The 16236-nt window shown below is 69.0% G+C and carries 14 protein-coding genes, 1 tRNA gene and 2 pseudogenes; 7 read left to right on the top strand and 10 right to left on the bottom strand.

From position 1 onward, the window contains the following. Positions 1–524 (bottom strand): annotated as a pseudogene (locus ASG32_RS32205) (hypothetical protein); the annotation flags it as partial. A 210-nt stretch (positions 525–734) separates the two neighbouring features. Here ASG32_RS32205 and ASG32_RS06255 point away from each other — a divergent pair. Beyond that, on the top strand, positions 735–1682 hold the full coding sequence (locus ASG32_RS06255) for an IS110 family transposase (RefSeq protein WP_056523558.1): 948 nt from the start codon (positions 735–737) through the stop codon (positions 1680–1682). Positions 1683–2304: 622 nt separating this feature from the next. Here ASG32_RS06255 and cysC read toward each other — a convergent pair. Next, positions 2305–2979 (bottom strand): adenylyl-sulfate kinase, encoded by a 675-nt coding sequence (gene cysC, locus ASG32_RS32200; RefSeq protein WP_107351928.1) that lies wholly within the window; start codon positions 2977–2979, stop codon positions 2305–2307. Positions 2980–3214: 235 nt separating this feature from the next. On the opposite strand from cysC, the pseudogene ASG32_RS06250 reads away from it, so the two are divergent. Next, positions 3215–3609: pseudogene (locus ASG32_RS06250) on the top strand (helix-turn-helix domain-containing protein); the annotation flags it as partial. A gap of 450 nt (positions 3610–4059) precedes the next feature. On the opposite strand, the gene ASG32_RS06240 reads toward ASG32_RS06250, so the two are convergent. The 6 genes from ASG32_RS06240 to pdxY all read right to left on the bottom strand — a co-directional run bounded on the left by ASG32_RS06240 (position 4060) and on the right by pdxY (position 10367). Beyond that, positions 4060–4149, bottom strand: a tRNA-Ser gene (locus ASG32_RS06240). A 141-nt stretch (positions 4150–4290) separates the two neighbouring features. Further along, positions 4291–6561, bottom strand: a complete 2271-nt coding sequence (glgX, locus tag ASG32_RS06235; RefSeq protein WP_056523555.1) for a glycogen debranching protein GlgX — start codon at positions 6559–6561, stop codon at positions 4291–4293. Positions 6562–6685: 124 nt separating this feature from the next. Next, complete coding sequence (locus ASG32_RS06230) at positions 6686–7669, bottom strand: ABC transporter substrate-binding protein (protein ID WP_056523553.1); 984 nt, start codon at positions 7667–7669, stop codon at positions 6686–6688. Between the two features lie 180 nt (positions 7670–7849). Beyond that, positions 7850–8584 carry an NUDIX hydrolase gene (locus ASG32_RS06225; protein ID WP_056523551.1) on the bottom strand — a complete coding sequence of 245 codons (735 nt, stop codon included), beginning with the start codon at positions 8582–8584 and terminating at the stop codon, positions 7850–7852. Further along, positions 8577–9461, bottom strand: coding sequence for a PhzF family phenazine biosynthesis protein (locus tag ASG32_RS06220; RefSeq protein WP_056523549.1), 885 nt, complete (start codon positions 9459–9461; stop codon positions 8577–8579). Before ASG32_RS06220 ends, ASG32_RS06225 begins: the two co-directional genes overlap by 8 nt. Positions 9462–9518: 57 nt before the next feature. Then, the gene (gene pdxY / locus ASG32_RS06215) at positions 9519–10367 is read right to left on the bottom strand and encodes a pyridoxal kinase PdxY (RefSeq protein WP_020092476.1); all 849 of its coding nucleotides are present in this window, start codon (positions 10365–10367) and stop codon (positions 9519–9521) included. Positions 10368–10502: 135 nt separating this feature from the next. Between pdxY and ASG32_RS06210 the strand changes: the two genes are divergently transcribed. The 4 genes from ASG32_RS06210 to ASG32_RS06195 all read left to right on the top strand — a co-directional run bounded on the left by ASG32_RS06210 (position 10503) and on the right by ASG32_RS06195 (position 14185). Continuing rightward, positions 10503–11024, top strand: coding sequence for a DedA family protein (locus ASG32_RS06210; protein WP_056523547.1), 522 nt, complete (start codon positions 10503–10505; stop codon positions 11022–11024). Between the two features lie 33 nt (positions 11025–11057). After that, positions 11058–11834 (top strand): cobalamin-binding protein, encoded by a 777-nt coding sequence (locus ASG32_RS06205; RefSeq protein ID WP_056523545.1) that lies wholly within the window; start codon positions 11058–11060, stop codon positions 11832–11834. A 115-nt stretch (positions 11835–11949) separates the two neighbouring features. After that, positions 11950–12462 (top strand): MmcB family DNA repair protein, encoded by a 513-nt coding sequence (locus ASG32_RS06200; protein WP_056523543.1) that lies wholly within the window; start codon positions 11950–11952, stop codon positions 12460–12462. Positions 12463–12580: 118 nt separating this feature from the next. Further along, positions 12581–14185: a Na+/H+ antiporter gene (locus tag ASG32_RS06195; protein ID WP_056523541.1), complete on the top strand. Its 1605-nt coding sequence runs from the start codon at positions 12581–12583 to the stop codon at positions 14183–14185. A gap of 15 nt (positions 14186–14200) precedes the next feature. Here the strand turns inward: ASG32_RS06195 and ASG32_RS06190 are convergent, their stop codons facing one another. Continuing rightward, complete coding sequence (locus tag ASG32_RS06190; RefSeq protein WP_042671541.1) at positions 14201–14479, bottom strand: hypothetical protein; 279 nt, start codon at positions 14477–14479, stop codon at positions 14201–14203. Positions 14480–14628: 149 nt separating this feature from the next. Further along, positions 14629–15078 carry a GNAT family N-acetyltransferase gene (locus tag ASG32_RS06185; RefSeq protein WP_056523539.1) on the bottom strand — a complete coding sequence of 150 codons (450 nt, stop codon included), beginning with the start codon at positions 15076–15078 and terminating at the stop codon, positions 14629–14631. A gap of 176 nt (positions 15079–15254) precedes the next feature. Here ASG32_RS06185 and ASG32_RS06180 point away from each other — a divergent pair, with 176 nt between their 5' ends. Next, positions 15255–16163 (top strand): glycine--tRNA ligase subunit alpha, encoded by a 909-nt coding sequence (locus ASG32_RS06180; protein WP_056523537.1) that lies wholly within the window; start codon positions 15255–15257, stop codon positions 16161–16163. Positions 16164–16236: the final 73 nt, after the last annotated feature.

The raw sequence follows: 16236 nt of genomic DNA, 5'->3' as shown, positions 1-16236 counted from the left end.
CAACCGCCGACTGCTCGAACCCATCGGCCACATCCCTCCCGCCGAGGCGGAAGCGCGCTACTATGCCCAGGCCGAGGTCCAAACCTTGCAGCCTGACCCAAACCAAAAAGCCTCCGAGATACTCGGCGCAGTTCAATAGCCACAAACAGGTAGAGCTTGCCTTCCTCCGTCCTGACCTCGGCGATGTCGATGTGGACGTAGCCGATGGGGTAATCGGCAAAGCGCTTCTTCTTGGGCTTGTCGCCCTTCATCTCGGGCAGGCGGCTGATGCCGTGCCGCTCAAGGCAACGGTGCAGCGACGAGCGGGTCAGATGCGGGATCGTGGGCTGCAGGCCGTAGAGGCAGTCGTCCAGCGGCAACAGGGTATGCCGGCGGAAGGCGACGATGGTCGCCTCGTCCTCCAGTGTCAGGACCGTCGACCGAGCTTCTTTCGGCCCCAGGGCGGCATCTGCCGTCGACTGCCGTGCGCGCCATTTCTGGATCGTCGTCGGGCTGACGCCGTAGCGCTTGGCCGCCGCTCTCACACTCTCTTGACGTAGCTGTATTGCGCGACGGATCGCCTTGTATCTTGAAGTTGCCCGCTGACGCGAAGCCAGCGAGGCTACACGGTGAGGGTGAGCCCGCGTTCGCCTTGGGCTTGTAAGCCCGTGACAGAGCAAGGTGCGGCCCTCACCCCCACAGTCCCGAACCCGGACAGCCGCTCGGGCCCGAGCCCGCATTTGCAAGGTAGGGTCATGGACGAACAACGCACCATCTTTGTCGGCATCGACGTGTCCAAGGACCGCCTCGACGTTCACCTCAGACCCTCAGGCGAGGCCTTCCATGTCCCTCGCGACGCGAAGGGGCTGGAGGTTCTCGCGCGCCGCTTCAGTAGCCTCCCGGTTGCCCTCGTCGTTCTGGAAGCCACGGGTGGCTTCGAGGCGAGTGTCGCTGCAGCGCTCGCTGCGGCCGGACTGCCGCTCTGCATCGTCAACCCACGCCAAATCCGCGACTTCGCCAGAGCCATGGGCCGGCTGGCGAAGACCGACACGCTCGACGCTGAGGTGATCGCCCTCTTCGCTGAACGCATCAGACCACCAGCCAGGCCCCTGCCAGAACCGGAGAGAAGCCACTTCGCCGAGCTCGTGAGCCGGCGGCGGCAGATCATTGGGATGATCAACATGGAGACCAACCGCCGCGATCAAGCCGTGGACAAACAGCTGATCCGGAGGCTCAATCGGCACATCACCTTCCTGGAGAGCGAGCTCTCGGAACTCGACGGTGACATTGGTCAAGCCATCAAGGCCTCTCCGGTCTGGTGCGAGACCGAGGCGCTGCTCAAGTCCGTTCCGGGCATCGGCGACGTCACCGCGCGTACGCTTCTGGCTCAGCTTCCTGAACTCGGCACCATCGGCCGCCACCAGCTCGCAGCTCTCGTCGGTATCGCGCCGATCAACCGCGATTCTGGCCTGATGCGCGGTCGGCGATCCATCGCGGGCGGGCGAACGTCGGTGCGGGGCGTGCTGTACATGGCAGCCCTGACCGCCATCCGGCGAGGCTCTCCGTTCCGACCCTTCTACGAGCGGCTCACTGAGCGTGGCCGGCCGAGGAAGGTCGCCCTCCTGGCGGTAATGCGGAAGCTTCTGGTGACGCTCAACGCGATCATCCGCAACCGCACGCCCTGGCAGCCACTCACCGCTTGACCTTCAACGCAGCCGCTCCGTCGTGCGGGCGCTGCCGTGGAGAATTTGGCCCATAGCGCATCCCTCGCCCCATGGTGGTCAACCGTACCACCACATCGCGGGATCAAACACCTAGACCACCAAGTTAGAGATGCACACGTCACGGTACACGACGCAGGTTAGCTAATTGCCGGTGGCCTATCCCTGCAGGGGGCCGTCGCCGACCGATCGCCACCGATTCCAGTTCCGGCAGGTCTCGTCCTTCGGGATCGCGCTCGGATCGCGAGAATGTGAAGTGGGTGACGGGAGACGCGAAGCTCCGATGGGTCAAAGGTTCACAGCACTATATGAAATTGTATCCCATCAGATGTCACTGCTTTTTGGGCCGCATCTCGCTGGGGACGAAAATGCGAACAATTTTAGAATTCGAGTGCCGCTGTACAAGGACTTCCGAACCGTTTTCTACTGGCCATAAATTAATTATGACGCCCTGAATGCTGCCGTCATCGGAGCAATAGTATTGACCTACCTCTAGGTGCTTTCGGACATAAATCATAAACGCCGCCTGATGAAACGCCCTTTTGCGCCATTCAGCCGACAAATAGATGTGTCTTGATGCGTCCACCACCGCCATCGGTCGGCTTCAAGCAACTTCGAGCATTGGAGCGCAATCAATTTTTCGTGAGTTGACGTCCGAACAGATAGACGCATTTGCCATCGAAATTTGCATCAACCTAGAGATGATTGGTGCAGCCGAGCTCTCAATCGTGTGGCCTTCGGTCGGTACCGCCAGATCAGGTGCTTTGGGAGCTTCGTAAGGGGCGGAGATGCCGGTGAAATGCGCGATCTTCCCTGCTCGGGCTTTTAGATACAGCCCCTTCGGGTCTCGCCGCTCACAAATCTGGAGTGGCGTATTAATATAGACTTCGAGGAAAGGTATTTCGCCAGCGATGCTGCGGGCCATCGCGCGTTCTTGGCGGAAGGGTGAGATCAGCGAAATGATCACCACCAAGCCGGCATCAGCCATCAAACGAGCCGTCTCAGCCGCGCGTCGGATATTCTCAACGCGGTCGGCGTCGGTGAAGCCCAGGTCCCTGCTGAGGCCGTGACGTAGGTTGTCGCCGTCGAGCACCATGGTGTGGCGCCCGGCCTGCGTCAGCGCGCGATCAACGGCATTGGCTATGCTCGACTTACCGGAGCCGGACAGGCCGGTAAACCAAGCGATGACCGGCCGCTGTCTGAGGGTACGCCAACGCTCCTCGCGAGGTTGCAAATCCTGCAAAGTCACGTTGCGGTTGTCCGTGTCGCCAGATCCCATGTCCATCAGACCGCCATTCGCACAACTTCTAGGTAGCATACAGATTTCTATGATGATGAATGTGTTAAAATCGACACGGTGGCCCTTGGGAATTTGGCGATCGGAAGGCGCCTTTTCGGACAAAAATTTCGTTCAGATCCGCATTCGTTTCCGATTTTGAGGGCTTTCGCTATCCGCTAGTGCAGTGACGCGAACGGAGGATTCACGCAGGCGGTGAGGGGTGCGAGTCTGGGCCATGGCTCAGACCGTATGCGTTTTTCTCGATGCGAGCGACGCGGCATGGCTGGTTGCGATCGCCAGCGACCGCTCTCGCTCGCTCAAACATATCCAGGGCGCCCACATCGTCTTGCTTTCGGCCGAGCGCCTGATGTCCAGGACGTCGCCCGGCGGCTAAGCGTCAGCCGCCGGGCCATGTGGCGCTGGCAGCGGCGCTACGCCGAGGCTGGCGTCGAAGGTCTACTGCGCGACAAGACGCGTCCGCCCGGCACGCTGCCCCATTCGATTGAGACGGTGGCCGAGGTGCTGGCGCTGACCTGCTCGGAGCCGCCCGGCGAGATCACCCACTGGACCGGCCGTGCCGTGGCACGGGCTGTCGGGATCTCGTTGCGGGCCGTGCAGCGGATATGGGATGAACTGTTGCGGTGGATGACCTCTATAATAGGTTCCGATACAACCGTCAGGCATACGAGATGCCGGTCGGTGGGGGGCATCCACCGCATCAGTTCAGCTCGTCGCGGAGTCTTTCTCGGTCTTGCCTTCGCCATGTGTACCGGCAGGATCGCAGTCTGGACCATTGCGCTTCCAGGCCACCTTGTCGGTGGTCACGCCTCAGCTGCGCGAGTGTTCGTGCGAAGCGACTTGATGAGGTCGAGACTTCAGCCCTTCGCGAGCGAGCAAGCCTCGGTCGCCAGATCTAGATCCGGGAGCACCGCGTTGACGGCGTCGTCGATGTCCTGGTCGCTGACCTCGGCGGCCATGCGCAGATCGGAGAAGGTCGCGAGGTTATTGACGATCACATCGGGGCGGCTGGTGTAGTAAAGGCACGGATTTCGGAAAATTGGAAGGGAATTCAATGCAAGTTGGCGGAGGGAGCGGGATTCGAACCCGCGATACCGTTTCCGGTATACACACTTTCCAGGCGTGCGCCTTCAACCACTCGGCCACCCCTCCGTCCGCGAACCGAGCACCCGGGCGCGCACGCGGCGCGCTGGGCGCGACCAGGGCCGCGCGGTGCCGTGCTGTTAGCCGGGTGCGCAGTCCGGCGCAAGGCGCAGATGGCCGGGCGATGCGAAAACCGCCCGGCCGCGTCCCTCACCCCTCCACGTCGTCGAGGTGGAAGCGGACATGCTCTACGTTCGCCCGCTCGAAGGCCTGCATCACGTGCTGGTAAGAGCGCTCCATGGCGTTGTCCTCGACCCCGGGGCTGTCCTCGGGCTTCAGCACGAACATCAGGAGCGAGCGCCCGGTCACGTCGTAGCCGGAGCCGAACTTGAAGCTCTCCACGTCCTGGCTGTCGGGCAGGTTGGTGTCGAGGAGCCGCGTCCAGGCCACGCCGCCGACCGATTCCGGCAGCGTGAACGTCACGAGGTCGTGGTAGGCGTTGAACATGATCAGCAGCGTCGCGTCGCCGCCGCGGCGGTGAAGGCCGGTGGCCTGGGCGCGCCCGTCGAGCTGGACCGCGAAGGCCCGGGCCTCGCCGTCCGACCAGTTCTCGCCCGCCATCTCGCTGCCGTCCGGCCGCAGCCACGTCACGTCCTTGACGCCGAACTCCTCGTCGTACTGGCCGGTGAGGAACCGCCCGCGGCTCAGGATCGGCAGGGCGTTGCGTAGGATGATCAGGCGCTGGGTGAACTCGGCCAGATCCCGCTGCTCGTCGCCGATCGCCCCCCAGTCGAGCCAGGAGACCTCGTTATCCTGGCAGTAGGCGTTGTTGTTGCCGTTCTGGGTCCGGGCGAACTCGTCGCCCGCGAGCAGCATCGGCGTGCCGCGGGACAGGAACAGGGTCGCCAGCATGTTGCGCATCTGGCGCAGGCGCACCGCCCGGATCTCGGGATCGTCCGTCGGGCCCTCCACCCCGTAATTGTACGAGAGGTTGTGCGAGTGGCCGTCCCGGTTGCCCTCGCCGTTCGCCTCGTTGTGCTTGTCGTTGTACGAGACCGTGTCGTGCAGGGTGAAGCCGTCATGGGCGGTGAGGAAGTTCACCGAGGCCCAGGGCTTGCGCCCGCGCTTGTTGAACTTGTCGGCCGAGCCCGAGACGCGCGCCGCCAGGTCCGGCAGCAGCCCGCCGTCGCCCTTCCAGTAGGCGCGGACGTCGTCGCGGAACCGGTCGTTCCACTCGGCCCAGCCCGGCGGGAAACCGCCGACCTGGTAGCCGCCCGGGCCGCAATCCCACGGCTCGGCGATCAGCTTGACGTTGTTGAGCACCGGGTCCTGTCGGCAGGTGTCGAGGAAGCCGCCGCCCTCGTCGAAACCGTAGGGCTCGCGGCCCAGGATCGTGGCGAGGTCAAAACGGAACCCGTCCACCTGCATCTCCTGCGCCCAGTAGCGCAGGGAGTCGGTGACGAGCTGCAGCACCCGCGGGTGCGACAGGTTGAAGGTGTTCCCGGTGCCGGTGTCGTTGATGTAGTAGCGCGGATCGTTCGGCAGCAGCCGGTAGTAGGAGGCGTTGTCGACGCCCTTGAACGAGAGAGTCGGACCCTTCTCGTTGCCCTCGGCGGTGTGGTTGTAGACCACGTCGAGGATCACCTCGAGGCCGGCGCCGTGGAAGCGCGAGACCATCTCCTTGAACTCGGAGAAGGCGAAATCCGGCACCGCGGCGTAGCGCCGTGCGGGGGTGAAGAACGAGATCGTGTTGTAGCCCCAGTAATTCACCAGGTCCTTCTGCTGCAGGTAGTCGTCCTGCACGAAAGAGTGGACCGGCAGCAGCTCCACCGAGGTGACACCGAGACTCTTGATGTAGTCGAGCACGTCCCGGGTGCCGAGACCGGCATAGGTTCCGCGCAGCTTCTCCGGCACCCGCGGGTCGAGCTTGGTCATGCCCTTGACGTGGGCCTCGTAGACGATGGTCTTCTCCCAGGGGATCAGCGGCTTGCGGTGGCGTCCCCAGGTGAAGGCTGGGTCGATGACGCGGGAGCGGCGCGTGTAGGGGGCGCTGTCGCGCTCGTCGAAGGTCAGGTCGTCGCCCGTCTCCATCTGGTAGCCGAACAGGGCCGGGTTCCAGGTGATCGAGCCGACGAGCCCTTTGGCGTAGGGGTCGATCAGCAGCTTGTTGGCGTTGAACCGGTGTCCGGCCTTCGGCTCGTAGGGGCCGTGGACGCGGTAGCCGTAGATCGTGCCGGGGCGCGCGTCGGGCAGGTAGCCGTGCCAGATCTCGTCCGTGTACTCGGGCAGCTCGATGCGCTCGATCTCCTGCTCACCCTGGTCGTCGAACAGGCAGAGCTCAACCTTGGTGGCGTGGGCCGAGAACAGCGCGAAATTGACCCCGAGCCCGTCCCAGGTGGCGCCGAGGGGATAGGGTTGGCCTTCCTGGATGCGCGAGCGGGTCGCGCGGGCCTGCGATGCGGGACGACGGGAATCGGACATGGACACTCCGGAACGCGACCCGCCCGGCCACGTGCCGCTGCGGGGAGCCCCTGGTGAACGTGCCGGAAACAGTGAAGCTCCCGCAGTGCCGCAAAAATCGCGGGGCGTGACGACCGCGCCCCGCTCAGTTCGAGGCCGCTTCCGTGAAGCTCCGGTCCACGGCCCGGCCGACGTCGAGCGTCTTCGACAGGATGCCGTACCGCGTCGCCCGGTCCGAGGCGTCCTGGACCTCCTTCACGACGCCCTCGTCGAGCGCGATCGGGCTGGTCCGCTGCGCCGTGTAGGCCGCGCGCAGGACGTCCTCCGGCATCTTGGTCAGCGCGGCCGTGTTCCGGGCGTAGGCGTCCAGATGGTCCAGCGACCAGAGTCGCGCCCGGTTCAGGCGGCTCAGGAGGTCCTGCAGCGCCGCCCGCGTGGTGGCGATGGCGCTGTCCGAGGCGACGATGAAGGTGATGGTCGGCGTGAGGCCCGCGCCGTCCGCGATCGGCCGGGCCCCGTCCTTGAGCGTCGCGAACGCGACGTAGGGCTCCCAGACCGCCCAGGCATCCACCGAGCCGGCCATCAGCGCGACCTTCGCGTCGACCGGGTTGAGTGGCGCGAAGGTGGCCTCGGACGGCGCGATCCCGGCCTTCTCCAGCGTCGCGCTGATCAGGAACTGGCCCCAGCCGCCGCGGGTGCCGGCGAGCCGCTTCCCCTTCAGATCTGCGGCCGAGCGGATCGGAGAATCCGCGCGGACCAGGATCGCCTGCGTCCGGGGATCGGACTTGGTGCCACCGATCGCCTTGATCGGTGCCCCGGCCGCGACGACGGTGAGGAAGGAGAGGTCACCGGTGTAGCCGACATCGAGAGCGCCGGCGTTGAGCGCCTCCAGGATCGGCGCGGCGGCGGGGAGTTCTGACCAGGCGATCCGGTAGGGCAGATCCTTCGCGTAGCCGGCGATCTCAAGGAGCGACCGGTTCCCGCCCTTCTGGTCGCCGACCCGCAGGACGACCTCCTCCGCGCGGGCGGCCACCGCGGCCAGCGTCACGGTGGCCAGCGTCAGTGCGGTCGCGAGCCGCGCCCCGGCGAGCCGGCGGCCACCGGGCCGCAAGTGAGATCGGATGAACATGGGGCCTGCCGGGATACGCTGCCCGCTTTGTGCAGGGCTGTTCGGTGGAAATCCGAGTTTATGCTTGCCGCAAGGGCGGTCAATGAAACGGAAATCTGTATTGCTCGTGGTCGGCAAACGATACGACATCCGGCCGACCTCCGTGGGGAGACGAATGTCTTTCCCTGCGCGCCGCGCCGGTTAGCGGGCGGGCGGGAACGCGTCCGCCAAGTAGGCCCGCACGAAGCCCGGCATCCGCGCGGGATCGATGTCCTCGCGGCCTCGCACCACGTGCATCCGGGCGAGTTCCGGCTCGTCCTCGGCGCCGAGATGGTCGGCGATGCGCGCCACGAGCCGGGCGGCGGGTTCGGGGAAGCGCACCGGCCGCAGGAAGGCGAGCTGGCCTTCCCCCTCCAGCAGAACCCATTCCGTCTCGGCCCCGGCGGGCAGCGCGAGGCCGGTCTCCTCGGCGAGTTCCCGTGCGGCGCTGCCGGTGAGATCGACCCGCGCGCCGCGCACGTCGTCCGGATCCGGGGTGCCGCAGGGGAAGTAGAGCTGGCCGGCATTGGCCGTGTGGGCGCCCATCTCGCCGAGCAGGACGGCGCCGTCCGCCGTCCAGGGCACGATCGCCGCGAAGGCGTTGGCGATGCGGGCCTCTGCGTGGGGCCTGTCCCGGTAGTAGGTGAAGGTCGCGTAGCGCGTCGCGAACAGGTCGAGGCGGGCGACCCCGTCGGTAACGGCGTGGTCGCAGCACAGCAGGACGGTCCCGTCGAACATGCCGGGGCTGCGGCGCAGCCGGGTCTGCCAGTGGGCCGCGATGGCGGCTTCGTGCACGCGCGGGAAGGCCCAGTCGTGGTCTACGAACCGCGCCGCCACCTCCGCGACGCGGGTGATCCGGAAGCCGTCGGAGACGCCGTCGGAGGAGCCTTCAGACATGCAGGCTGCCGTCCGACAGGATCACGGCGGCGCCGCCGATCTCGACGCCCTGCAGGGCGCCGGCCGCGATCGTGAGCTGGAGCGCGATGTCGCTCGGCCGCCCCATCGCCTCGCCCTGGCGGATCGCCACGTCGTGGGTGCCGTCGCCCAGCGCCTCGAACTGCATCAGCACCCCCGCGAAGGCGGAGGCCGCCGAGCCGGTGGCGGGATCCTCCGGCACGCCGACATTCGGCGCGAACATGCGGACGCGCCAGCGCTGACCGGTGCCCTCGGGATCCGGGGCGTAGAGGTAGAGCCCGTCGGCCGGATCGGGCGCCTGGGCCGTCCGGGCGGCGTCGAGGGCGGCGACCGACGCCACCGGCACGCAGGTGAAGGTCGGCCCCACGCCGTGGCGGCTCGGCGCGTGCCGGCCGGTGCCGATGTCGCCGGGCTCGAGGCCCAGGAGCCGCGCCAGCACGGCGGGATCGGGGCCGGGACCGAGGTAGTCCGGCAGGACCGGGAGGCGGAACCGGGCCCGTCCGCCGGTCCCGTCCGCCAGGGTCTCGACCACGCAGGGGACGATCCCGATCCCCTCCTCCAGGCCAAAGGCCCGGGCGTCGCCCCGGGTCGGGTCCTGCAGCGCCAGCAGCACGGCCGTGCCCACCGTCGGGTGCCCGGCGAAGGGCAGCTCCCGGGCGGGGGTGAAGATGCGCAGCGACGCCCGGTGCCGGGCCTCCGCGGGCGGGAAGACGAAGACCGTCTCCGACAGGTTGAACTCCCGCGCGATGGCCTGCATGGCCGCGGTGTCGAGCCCCTCCGCGTCGAGCACCACGGCGAGTGGATTGCCGGCGAGCCTCCGCTCGGTGAACACATCGAGGGTGACGAAGCGGCGCGCCATCGGGTCGATCCTTCCTGCTCTCTGCGGACTTGGGCGGAGCGGTTTGCCGGGGGCGCCTCAGACCGCCTCGACCGGAAACCGCGCGCTCGGGTTCACGTACTCCTCCTGCGCGGCGACCGTCAGGATCTCCCGCGATCCCGCCTCGGCGGTGCGCTTGAGCAGCCCGTAGATCGAGGCCGCCGCCGCGCCCAGCGCCGCCTCGGCCGAGCCGGTCCGGGCGTAATGCACCAGGAACAGCGCCGCGATGCAGTCGCCGGCCCCGTTCACCGCGATGGCGAGCCGCGGCGTCCGGACCCGGAACACCCGCCCCTCCGCGCCCGCGAGCAGGTCGATGCTGTCGGCGGGCGTGTCGGCGCAGAGCGCCGAGGTGACCAGGACCACCCGCGGCCCGCGCGCCCGGAGCGCCGCGATCGCGGCCCCGGCCTCCGCCAGGGTGCCGCTCGGCAGGCCGGTGAGCAGGCCGAGCTCGAACTGGTTGGGGGTAAGGATGTCGGCGGCCGGGACAGCGCGCTCGCGCAGGAACGCCTCGATGCCGGGCCGCACGTAGACGCCCTCCTCGACGTCGCCGATCACCGGGTCGCAGCAGTAGAGCGCCCGCGGGTTCGCCGCGCGCACGGCGTCCACCGCCTCCAGGATCGCGGCGCCGATCTCCGCCGAGCCCATGTAGCCCGACAGGACCGCGTCGCAGCGGCCCAGGACGCCGCGCTCGCCGATGCCGCGCACCACCTCGCGGATCATCGCCGCGTCGAAGACGGGGCCGCGCCACGCGCCGTAGCCGGTGTGGTTTGAGAACTGCACCGTGTGGACCGGCCAGACCTCGACCCCGAGCCGCTGCATCGGGAACACCGCCGAGGCGTTGCCGACATGGCCGTAGGCGACGTGGGACTGGATCGACAGGACGTTCAACGCGGGACTCGCTCGTTGTCCCGCTACGGTTAGCCGGTTCCCGCGCCGGCCGCACCCCTGTCCCTTGCCGCCCTCCCCCGCGCGCCTCAGATGGGACCGACCCTCCCCCTATCCCTACAGCCCCGTTCGGAGCCCATGGACATCGAAGCCCTGCGCACCTCGACCCTCGCCTTCGTGGAGGCGCACAAGGCCTGGACGCCGGTCATCGCGGGTGGCCTCGCCTTCTGCGAATCGATCGCGATCCTGTCGCTGTTCGTCCCGGCGACCGTGATCCTGGTCGGCATCGGGGCCCTCGTCGGCGGCGCCGACATCCCGTTCTGGCCGGTGGTGATCGCCGCGGCGCTCGGGGCCGCCCTCGGCGACTGGATCTCGTACGAGGCCGGGCGCTGGCTCGGGCCGGGGGCGAAGACCAAGTGGCCGCTGCGGCGCTATCCCGAGCTCATGGCCAAGGCCGAGGCCTTCATCGGCCGGTGGGGCATCGCCGCGGTGGCCCTGGGGCGCTTCTTCGGGCCGGCCCGTGCCCTGGTCCCGCTCTTCGCCGGGATCCTCGGCCTGGCGCGGCTGCCGTTCCAGCTGGCCAACGTCGCCTCCGCGCTGGTCTGGGCCTTCGTCCTTCTGGCCCCCGGGGCCGGGCTGCTCACGTGGCTCGACCGGTGATGCGGCTCGACCGATGATCCGGCCCGACCGCTGATGCGCCGCTTCCCGCCCGAGCGGATCGTCTGCCTCACAGAGGAGACGGTCGAGACCCTGTACCTCCTGGACGCGGAGGACAGGATCGTCGGCGTCTCGGGCTACGCGGTGCGCCCGCCCCGGGTCCGCCGGGAGAAGCCGCGCGTCTCGGCCTTCACCAGTGCGGACATCCCGAAGATCCTGGCGCTGGCGCCGGACCTCGTCCTGGCCTTCTCGGACCTCCAGGCCGGCATCGTCGCCGACCTCGCCCGCGCGGGCGTGGCGGTCCACCTGTTCAACCAGCGCGACGTGGCGGGCTGCCTCGCGATGGTGCGCACGCTCGGCGCCCTCGTGGGCCTGCCGGAGCGGGCCGAGACCCTGGCGGCGGGCCTCGAGGCGCGGCTGGCCGCGGCCGCCGCCTCGGTCCGGGAGCGGCCGCCCCCGCGCGTCTACTTCGAGGAGTGGGACGCGCCGATGATCTCCGGCATCGGCTGGGTCTCGGACCTGATCGGCCTCGCGGGCGGGCGGGACGTCTTCCCGGAGCTGAGCCGCCAGCCGGCCGCGAAGGACCGGATCGTCACCGCCGAGCAGGTGATCGCGGCCGCGCCCGACGTGATCCTCGCCTCGTGGTGCGGCAAGCGGGTCAATGTCGAGCGCATCCGGTCCCGGCCCGGCTGGGCGGCGATCCCGGCGGTGCGCGACGGGCGCATCCACGAGATCAAGTCGCCGCTGATCCTGCAGCCCGGCCCGGCCGCCCTCACCGACGGGTTCGACGCGATCCGGGCCTGCCTCGGGTGATCGCCCCGGGGTGATGCGTGGGGCGATGCCGCGCCGCAGGTGACGGACCGAGTGCGACTTGGCAGGATGTCCCGATTCGGTACAGACGCACCCGCAGCCTCATCCCCCGAGCTCGATGTCCGCTTCCCTCGGCCTTCCCGATTCCGCGCCCCCGGCCGTCGAGGCGCTGCTGCCGCCCGACCGGCGGCAATCGCCCACGGCCCTGCGCATCCAGCGCGGCGTGCGCCGGCTGTTCTCCGAGATGGGCTGCGTCACCCTGCCGGAATTCTCCCTCGTCAACGGCCGCCGCGCCGATGTGATCGCGCTCTGCGGCGCCGGCAAGCTCACCATCGTGGAGATCAAGTCGAGCGTGGCCGATTTCCGCGCCGACCGGAAATGGCCGGATTACCGCGACTTCTGCGACCGGTTTTTCTTCGCCATCCCCGAGGACGTGCCCGAGTCGCTGATCCCGGAAGAGTGCGGCCTGATCGTCGCCGACGCCTACGGGGCCGGGATCCTGCGCGAGCCGCCCGAGCACCCGCTGAGCGGCGCCCGCCGCAAGGCCGTGACGCTGCGCTTCGCCCACAGCGCCGCGCGCATCCTGCACGCGCTGGCCGACCCGGGCGCCGTGCGGGAAGGGGCTCTCTAGGGCGCGGCCCGCACCGCGACCCTCGGTGAACCCACGGCCGACGCGGTATTCATCCGACAAGGAAACGTCCTAGAACGGCCGCGCTTGCCGGGCCTCCGGCGCCGGGCCCGATCCACCGATGACATCCGTCGCCCTGTTCGAGCTGATCCTCGGTCTCCTCGGCGCGGCCCTGCTGCTGTCGCTGGCGGCCGGGCGCCTCGGTTTCCCGCCGGCCGCCGCCCTCGTCTTCGGCGGCATGACGCTGGCGGTGGTGCCGGGCCTGCCGGCCTTCGATCTCGATCCGGACCTGATCATGGTCCTGTTCCTGCCGCCGCTCCTGCTCGAATCCGCCTACTTCACCGTCTGGCGCGACTTCCGGGCGAGCCTCGGCCCGATCCTGTCCCTGTCCCTCGGTGCGGTCCTGTTCACGACCCTCGTGGTCGGGCTCGTCGCCCACGCGGTGGTGCCGTCCCTGCCCTGGGCCGCCTGCTTCGCCCTCGGCGCCATCGTCTCGCCGCCGGACGCGGTGGCCGCCAAGGCGGTGCTGGCCCGCGTCGCCCTGCCCCGCCGGATGATCACGGTCCTGGAGGGCGAGAGCCTCGTGAACGACGCCTCGGGCCTCGTGCTCTACCGCTTCGCGGTGGCGGCGGCGCTCACCGGCACCTTCAGCGCCTGGGCGGCGGCCGGCAGCTTCGCGTGGCTCGCGGTGGCGGGTGTCGCGGTCGGGATCGCGTGCGGAGTGGCGGTGACCCTGGTGATGCGCCGGATGCACGACGCGAACGCCATCACGGTGCTGAGCTTCCTCGCCGCCTACGTCGCCTACCTCGCGGCCGAGGAGATCCACGCCTCCGGCGTTCTGGCCGTGGTCGCCTGCGGCCTGATGATGGGCGGCCGGGAGCACGAGACCTTCGACGCGCATGCCCGCCGCCATTCCGTGGCGGTGTGGGAGTTCGTGGTCTTCGTGCTGGAGGCCTTGGTCTTCGTGTTGATCGGCTTGGCGCTCCGCGGCGTGCTCGCCCGGACCGGCGGCCAGATGGGGGCGCTCGCGGCGGAGCTGCCGCTGGCGCTCGCCGTCACGGCGACCTGCGTCGTCGCCCGTCTGCTCTGGGTGTTCCCGGCCGTCTACCTGCGGCGGCTCCTGTCGCCGCGGGTCCGCGCGCAGGAGCCCGCCCCGAACCCGGCCGTGCCGCTGATCGTCGGGTGGGCCGGCATGCGCGGGGTCGTCACACTGGCGGCCGCCCTGGCGCTGCCGGTGGATTTCCCCGGCCGCGACGCGATCCTGGTCGCGGCCTTCGCGGTGATCCTGTTCACCGTGCTCGTGCAGGGCACGACCCTGGGGCCGCTGATCCGCAGCCTCCGCCTCGACCCCGCGGCGCACCTCCCCGAGGGCCACCTCGACGCGCCGATGGCCCGCGTCGTCGTGAACGAGGCCGGGCTCGCCGCGCTGCAGGGTCTGGTGTTCCCCGAGACCGGGGCGCTGAAGCACCCTCGCCTCGTGGAGGAGTACCGCCGCCGGGTGCGGGCGGCCTCGCGGGACCGCGACGAGCGGGCGGCGCTGGAGGCCGAGAAGACCGAGCACTTCGCCGCCGCTCTGCTCGCCGTGCGCTCAGGCCGGTCGGCCCTGATCGACCTGCACCGGCAGAACCGGATCCACAGCTCGGTGCTGCGGCAGCTCGAGACGGAGATCGACTTGGAGGAACTCCATCTCAAGCGTCTGGCCGGGACCGCACCGGCCCACGGCTGAGTCGGGGCGCTGGCGTCAGTGGGCCGCGCACCCGTCCGCCGACTGGCCGTAGCCGCTGTAGACCACCCGGACCTTGCGCAGGCAGCTTCCCTCAGCCTTCGGCGCGGCCGCCACGGGGGCGACCTCCACCGGCTCGACCCGCAGGGTGGCGGCCACCGGCTGGTCTTCGGAAGTGGCGAGCGCGCGGGTGGCGCTCATCACGAAGGGCGTGGCGGCCAGCGACGAGATGGCGAGCGCGGCGAAGACGGCGATGTTCTTGCGGCCGAAGCTGGTGCGGGTGCGAGCATTGAACATGACGAGTGGTCCGACGTGTAATATTCGGCAGCGCTGAGGTGCCGAGATCCCCTGTTGCGCTGATAACTTGGCCGTCAGCTCGGCGGTTCCGGTTTATCGCCCAAAAACCGCCACGCTTGAGTGTCCCGGCGCACGTCGGGCGCTGGCGCTCAGAAGATCCTGCGGTACTGCACGAAGCCCGACTTCTCGGCGATCCGGTCGTAGAGCTGCATCGCGTCCGCGTTGGTCTCGTGCGTCAGCCAGTGGACGCGCGAGCAGCCGGCGGCCTGCGCGGCCGCGTAGACGTGCTCGATTAGCCGGCGGCCGATCCCGAGCCCGCGCGTGCCGTCCGCCACGAACAAGTCCTGGAGGTAGCAGTAGTCGCCGATCGTCCAGGCCGAGCGGTGGCGGATGTGGTGGACGAGGCCGACGGCCTCGGCGCCGCGCCACGCCAGGGCGCCGTCCACCGGCTCGGCCGGATCGTTGAGGCGCTGCCAGGTCGTGTCGGTGACGGCGTCCGACAGGTCGACCTTGTAGAAGGACTGGTAGCCCCGCCAGAGCGGCAGCCAGGCGTCCCGGTCTCCGGGGCTGATCGGGCGGATCGCGAGGTCAGGATCCATGATTCTCTCCGTGGATGCGCAGCCAGCGGACCATCATCGGGACCGCATAGGCAACCCGGGCTGCCGGCGCCGCGCCCCCTCGGTCGACACCCCTCGCCTTGCACCCCCGGCCGCCCGCACCTAAACCGGCCCGCCGGCGGCCCCAGCCGCCGCGCGATCCCGAGCCGCCGAGACCGATGTCCCAGAAAAAATCCTTCCAGGGTCTGATCCTGACGCTTCAGGAATTCTGGGCGGCGCAGGGCTGCGTGATCCTCCAGCCCTACGACATGGAGGTCGGCGCCGGCACGTTCCATCCGGCCACGACCCTGCGGGCGCTCGGCCCGAAGCCCTGGAAGGCGGCCTACGTCCAGCCGTCGCGCCGGCCCAAGGACGGCCGCTACGGCGAGAACCCGAACCGGCTCCAGCACTATTACCAGTTCCAGGTCATCCTGAAGCCGAACCCGCCGAACTTGCAGGAGCTCTACCTCGCGTCGCTCGCCGCCATCGGCGTCGACCTCAAGCTCCACGACATCCGCTTCGTCGAGGACGACTGGGAGAGCCCGACCCTGGGCGCCTGGGGCCTCGGCTGGGAGTGCTGGTGCGACGGGATGGAGGTCAGCCAGTTCACCTATTTCCAGCAGGTGGCGGGCTTCGAGTGCGCGCCGGTGGCGGGCGAGCTGACCTACGGGCTGGAGCGGCTCGCCATGTACGTCCAGGGCGTCGAGAACGTCTACGACCTGGACTTCAACGGCGCCGAGGGCGCCGACCGGATCACCTACGGGGACGTGTTCCTGCAGGCCGAGCAGGAGTACTCCCGCCACAACTTCGAGGCGGCCGACACCGCGATGCTGTTCCGCCAGTTCACCGACGCGGAGGCCGCCTGCCGATCCTACCTCGCGGCTGGCGCGCCGGACGCGGAGGGTGAACGCCACCGCATGGCGCAGCCAGCCTACGACCAGTGCATCAAGGCGAGCCACGTGTTCAACCTGCTCGACGCGCGCGGCGTGATCTCGGTGACGGAGCGCCAGAGCTACATCCTCCGCGTGCGCGAACTGGCCAAGGCCTGCGGCGCGGCGTGGTTGAGGACCGCCGCCGGCGGGGCGTGAGTCATTCCGACGAAACCGGCGCGCGTCGCAGACTTCGCATGCCCGTCTTTGCGAGCGGAGCGAAGCAATCCAG

It is taken from the genome of Methylobacterium sp. Leaf361 (genome assembly GCF_001424445.1).
In the GTDB taxonomy this organism is placed as follows: domain Bacteria; phylum Pseudomonadota; class Alphaproteobacteria; order Rhizobiales; family Beijerinckiaceae; genus Methylobacterium.
The sequence above is the reverse complement of the archived record's forward strand: the minus strand, read 5'-3'. Positions and strand labels throughout refer to the sequence as shown.

Coding starts and splice junctions, on each gene's coding strand:
- ASG32_RS06255 (WP_056523558.1), top strand. CDS start 735: ATGGACGAACAACGCACCATCTTTGTCGGCATCGACGTGTCCAAGGAC.
- cysC (WP_107351928.1), bottom strand. CDS start 2,979: ATGGGATCTGGCGACACGGACAACCGCAACGTGACTTTGCAGGATTTG.
- glgX (WP_056523555.1), bottom strand. CDS start 6,561: ATGTCCGATTCCCGTCGTCCCGCATCGCAGGCCCGCGCGACCCGCTCG.
- ASG32_RS06230 (WP_056523553.1), bottom strand. CDS start 7,669: ATGTTCATCCGATCTCACTTGCGGCCCGGTGGCCGCCGGCTCGCCGGG.
- ASG32_RS06225 (WP_056523551.1), bottom strand. CDS start 8,584: ATGTCTGAAGGCTCCTCCGACGGCGTCTCCGACGGCTTCCGGATCACC.
- ASG32_RS06220 (WP_056523549.1), bottom strand. CDS start 9,461: ATGGCGCGCCGCTTCGTCACCCTCGATGTGTTCACCGAGCGGAGGCTC.
- ASG32_RS06210 (WP_056523547.1), top strand. CDS start 10,503: ATGGACATCGAAGCCCTGCGCACCTCGACCCTCGCCTTCGTGGAGGCG.
- ASG32_RS06205 (WP_056523545.1), top strand. CDS start 11,058: ATGCGCCGCTTCCCGCCCGAGCGGATCGTCTGCCTCACAGAGGAGACG.
- ASG32_RS06200 (WP_056523543.1), top strand. CDS start 11,950: ATGTCCGCTTCCCTCGGCCTTCCCGATTCCGCGCCCCCGGCCGTCGAG.
- ASG32_RS06195 (WP_056523541.1), top strand. CDS start 12,581: ATGACATCCGTCGCCCTGTTCGAGCTGATCCTCGGTCTCCTCGGCGCG.
- ASG32_RS06190 (WP_042671541.1), bottom strand. CDS start 14,479: ATGTTCAATGCTCGCACCCGCACCAGCTTCGGCCGCAAGAACATCGCC.
- ASG32_RS06185 (WP_056523539.1), bottom strand. CDS start 15,078: ATGGATCCTGACCTCGCGATCCGCCCGATCAGCCCCGGAGACCGGGAC.
- ASG32_RS06180 (WP_056523537.1), top strand. CDS start 15,255: ATGTCCCAGAAAAAATCCTTCCAGGGTCTGATCCTGACGCTTCAGGAA.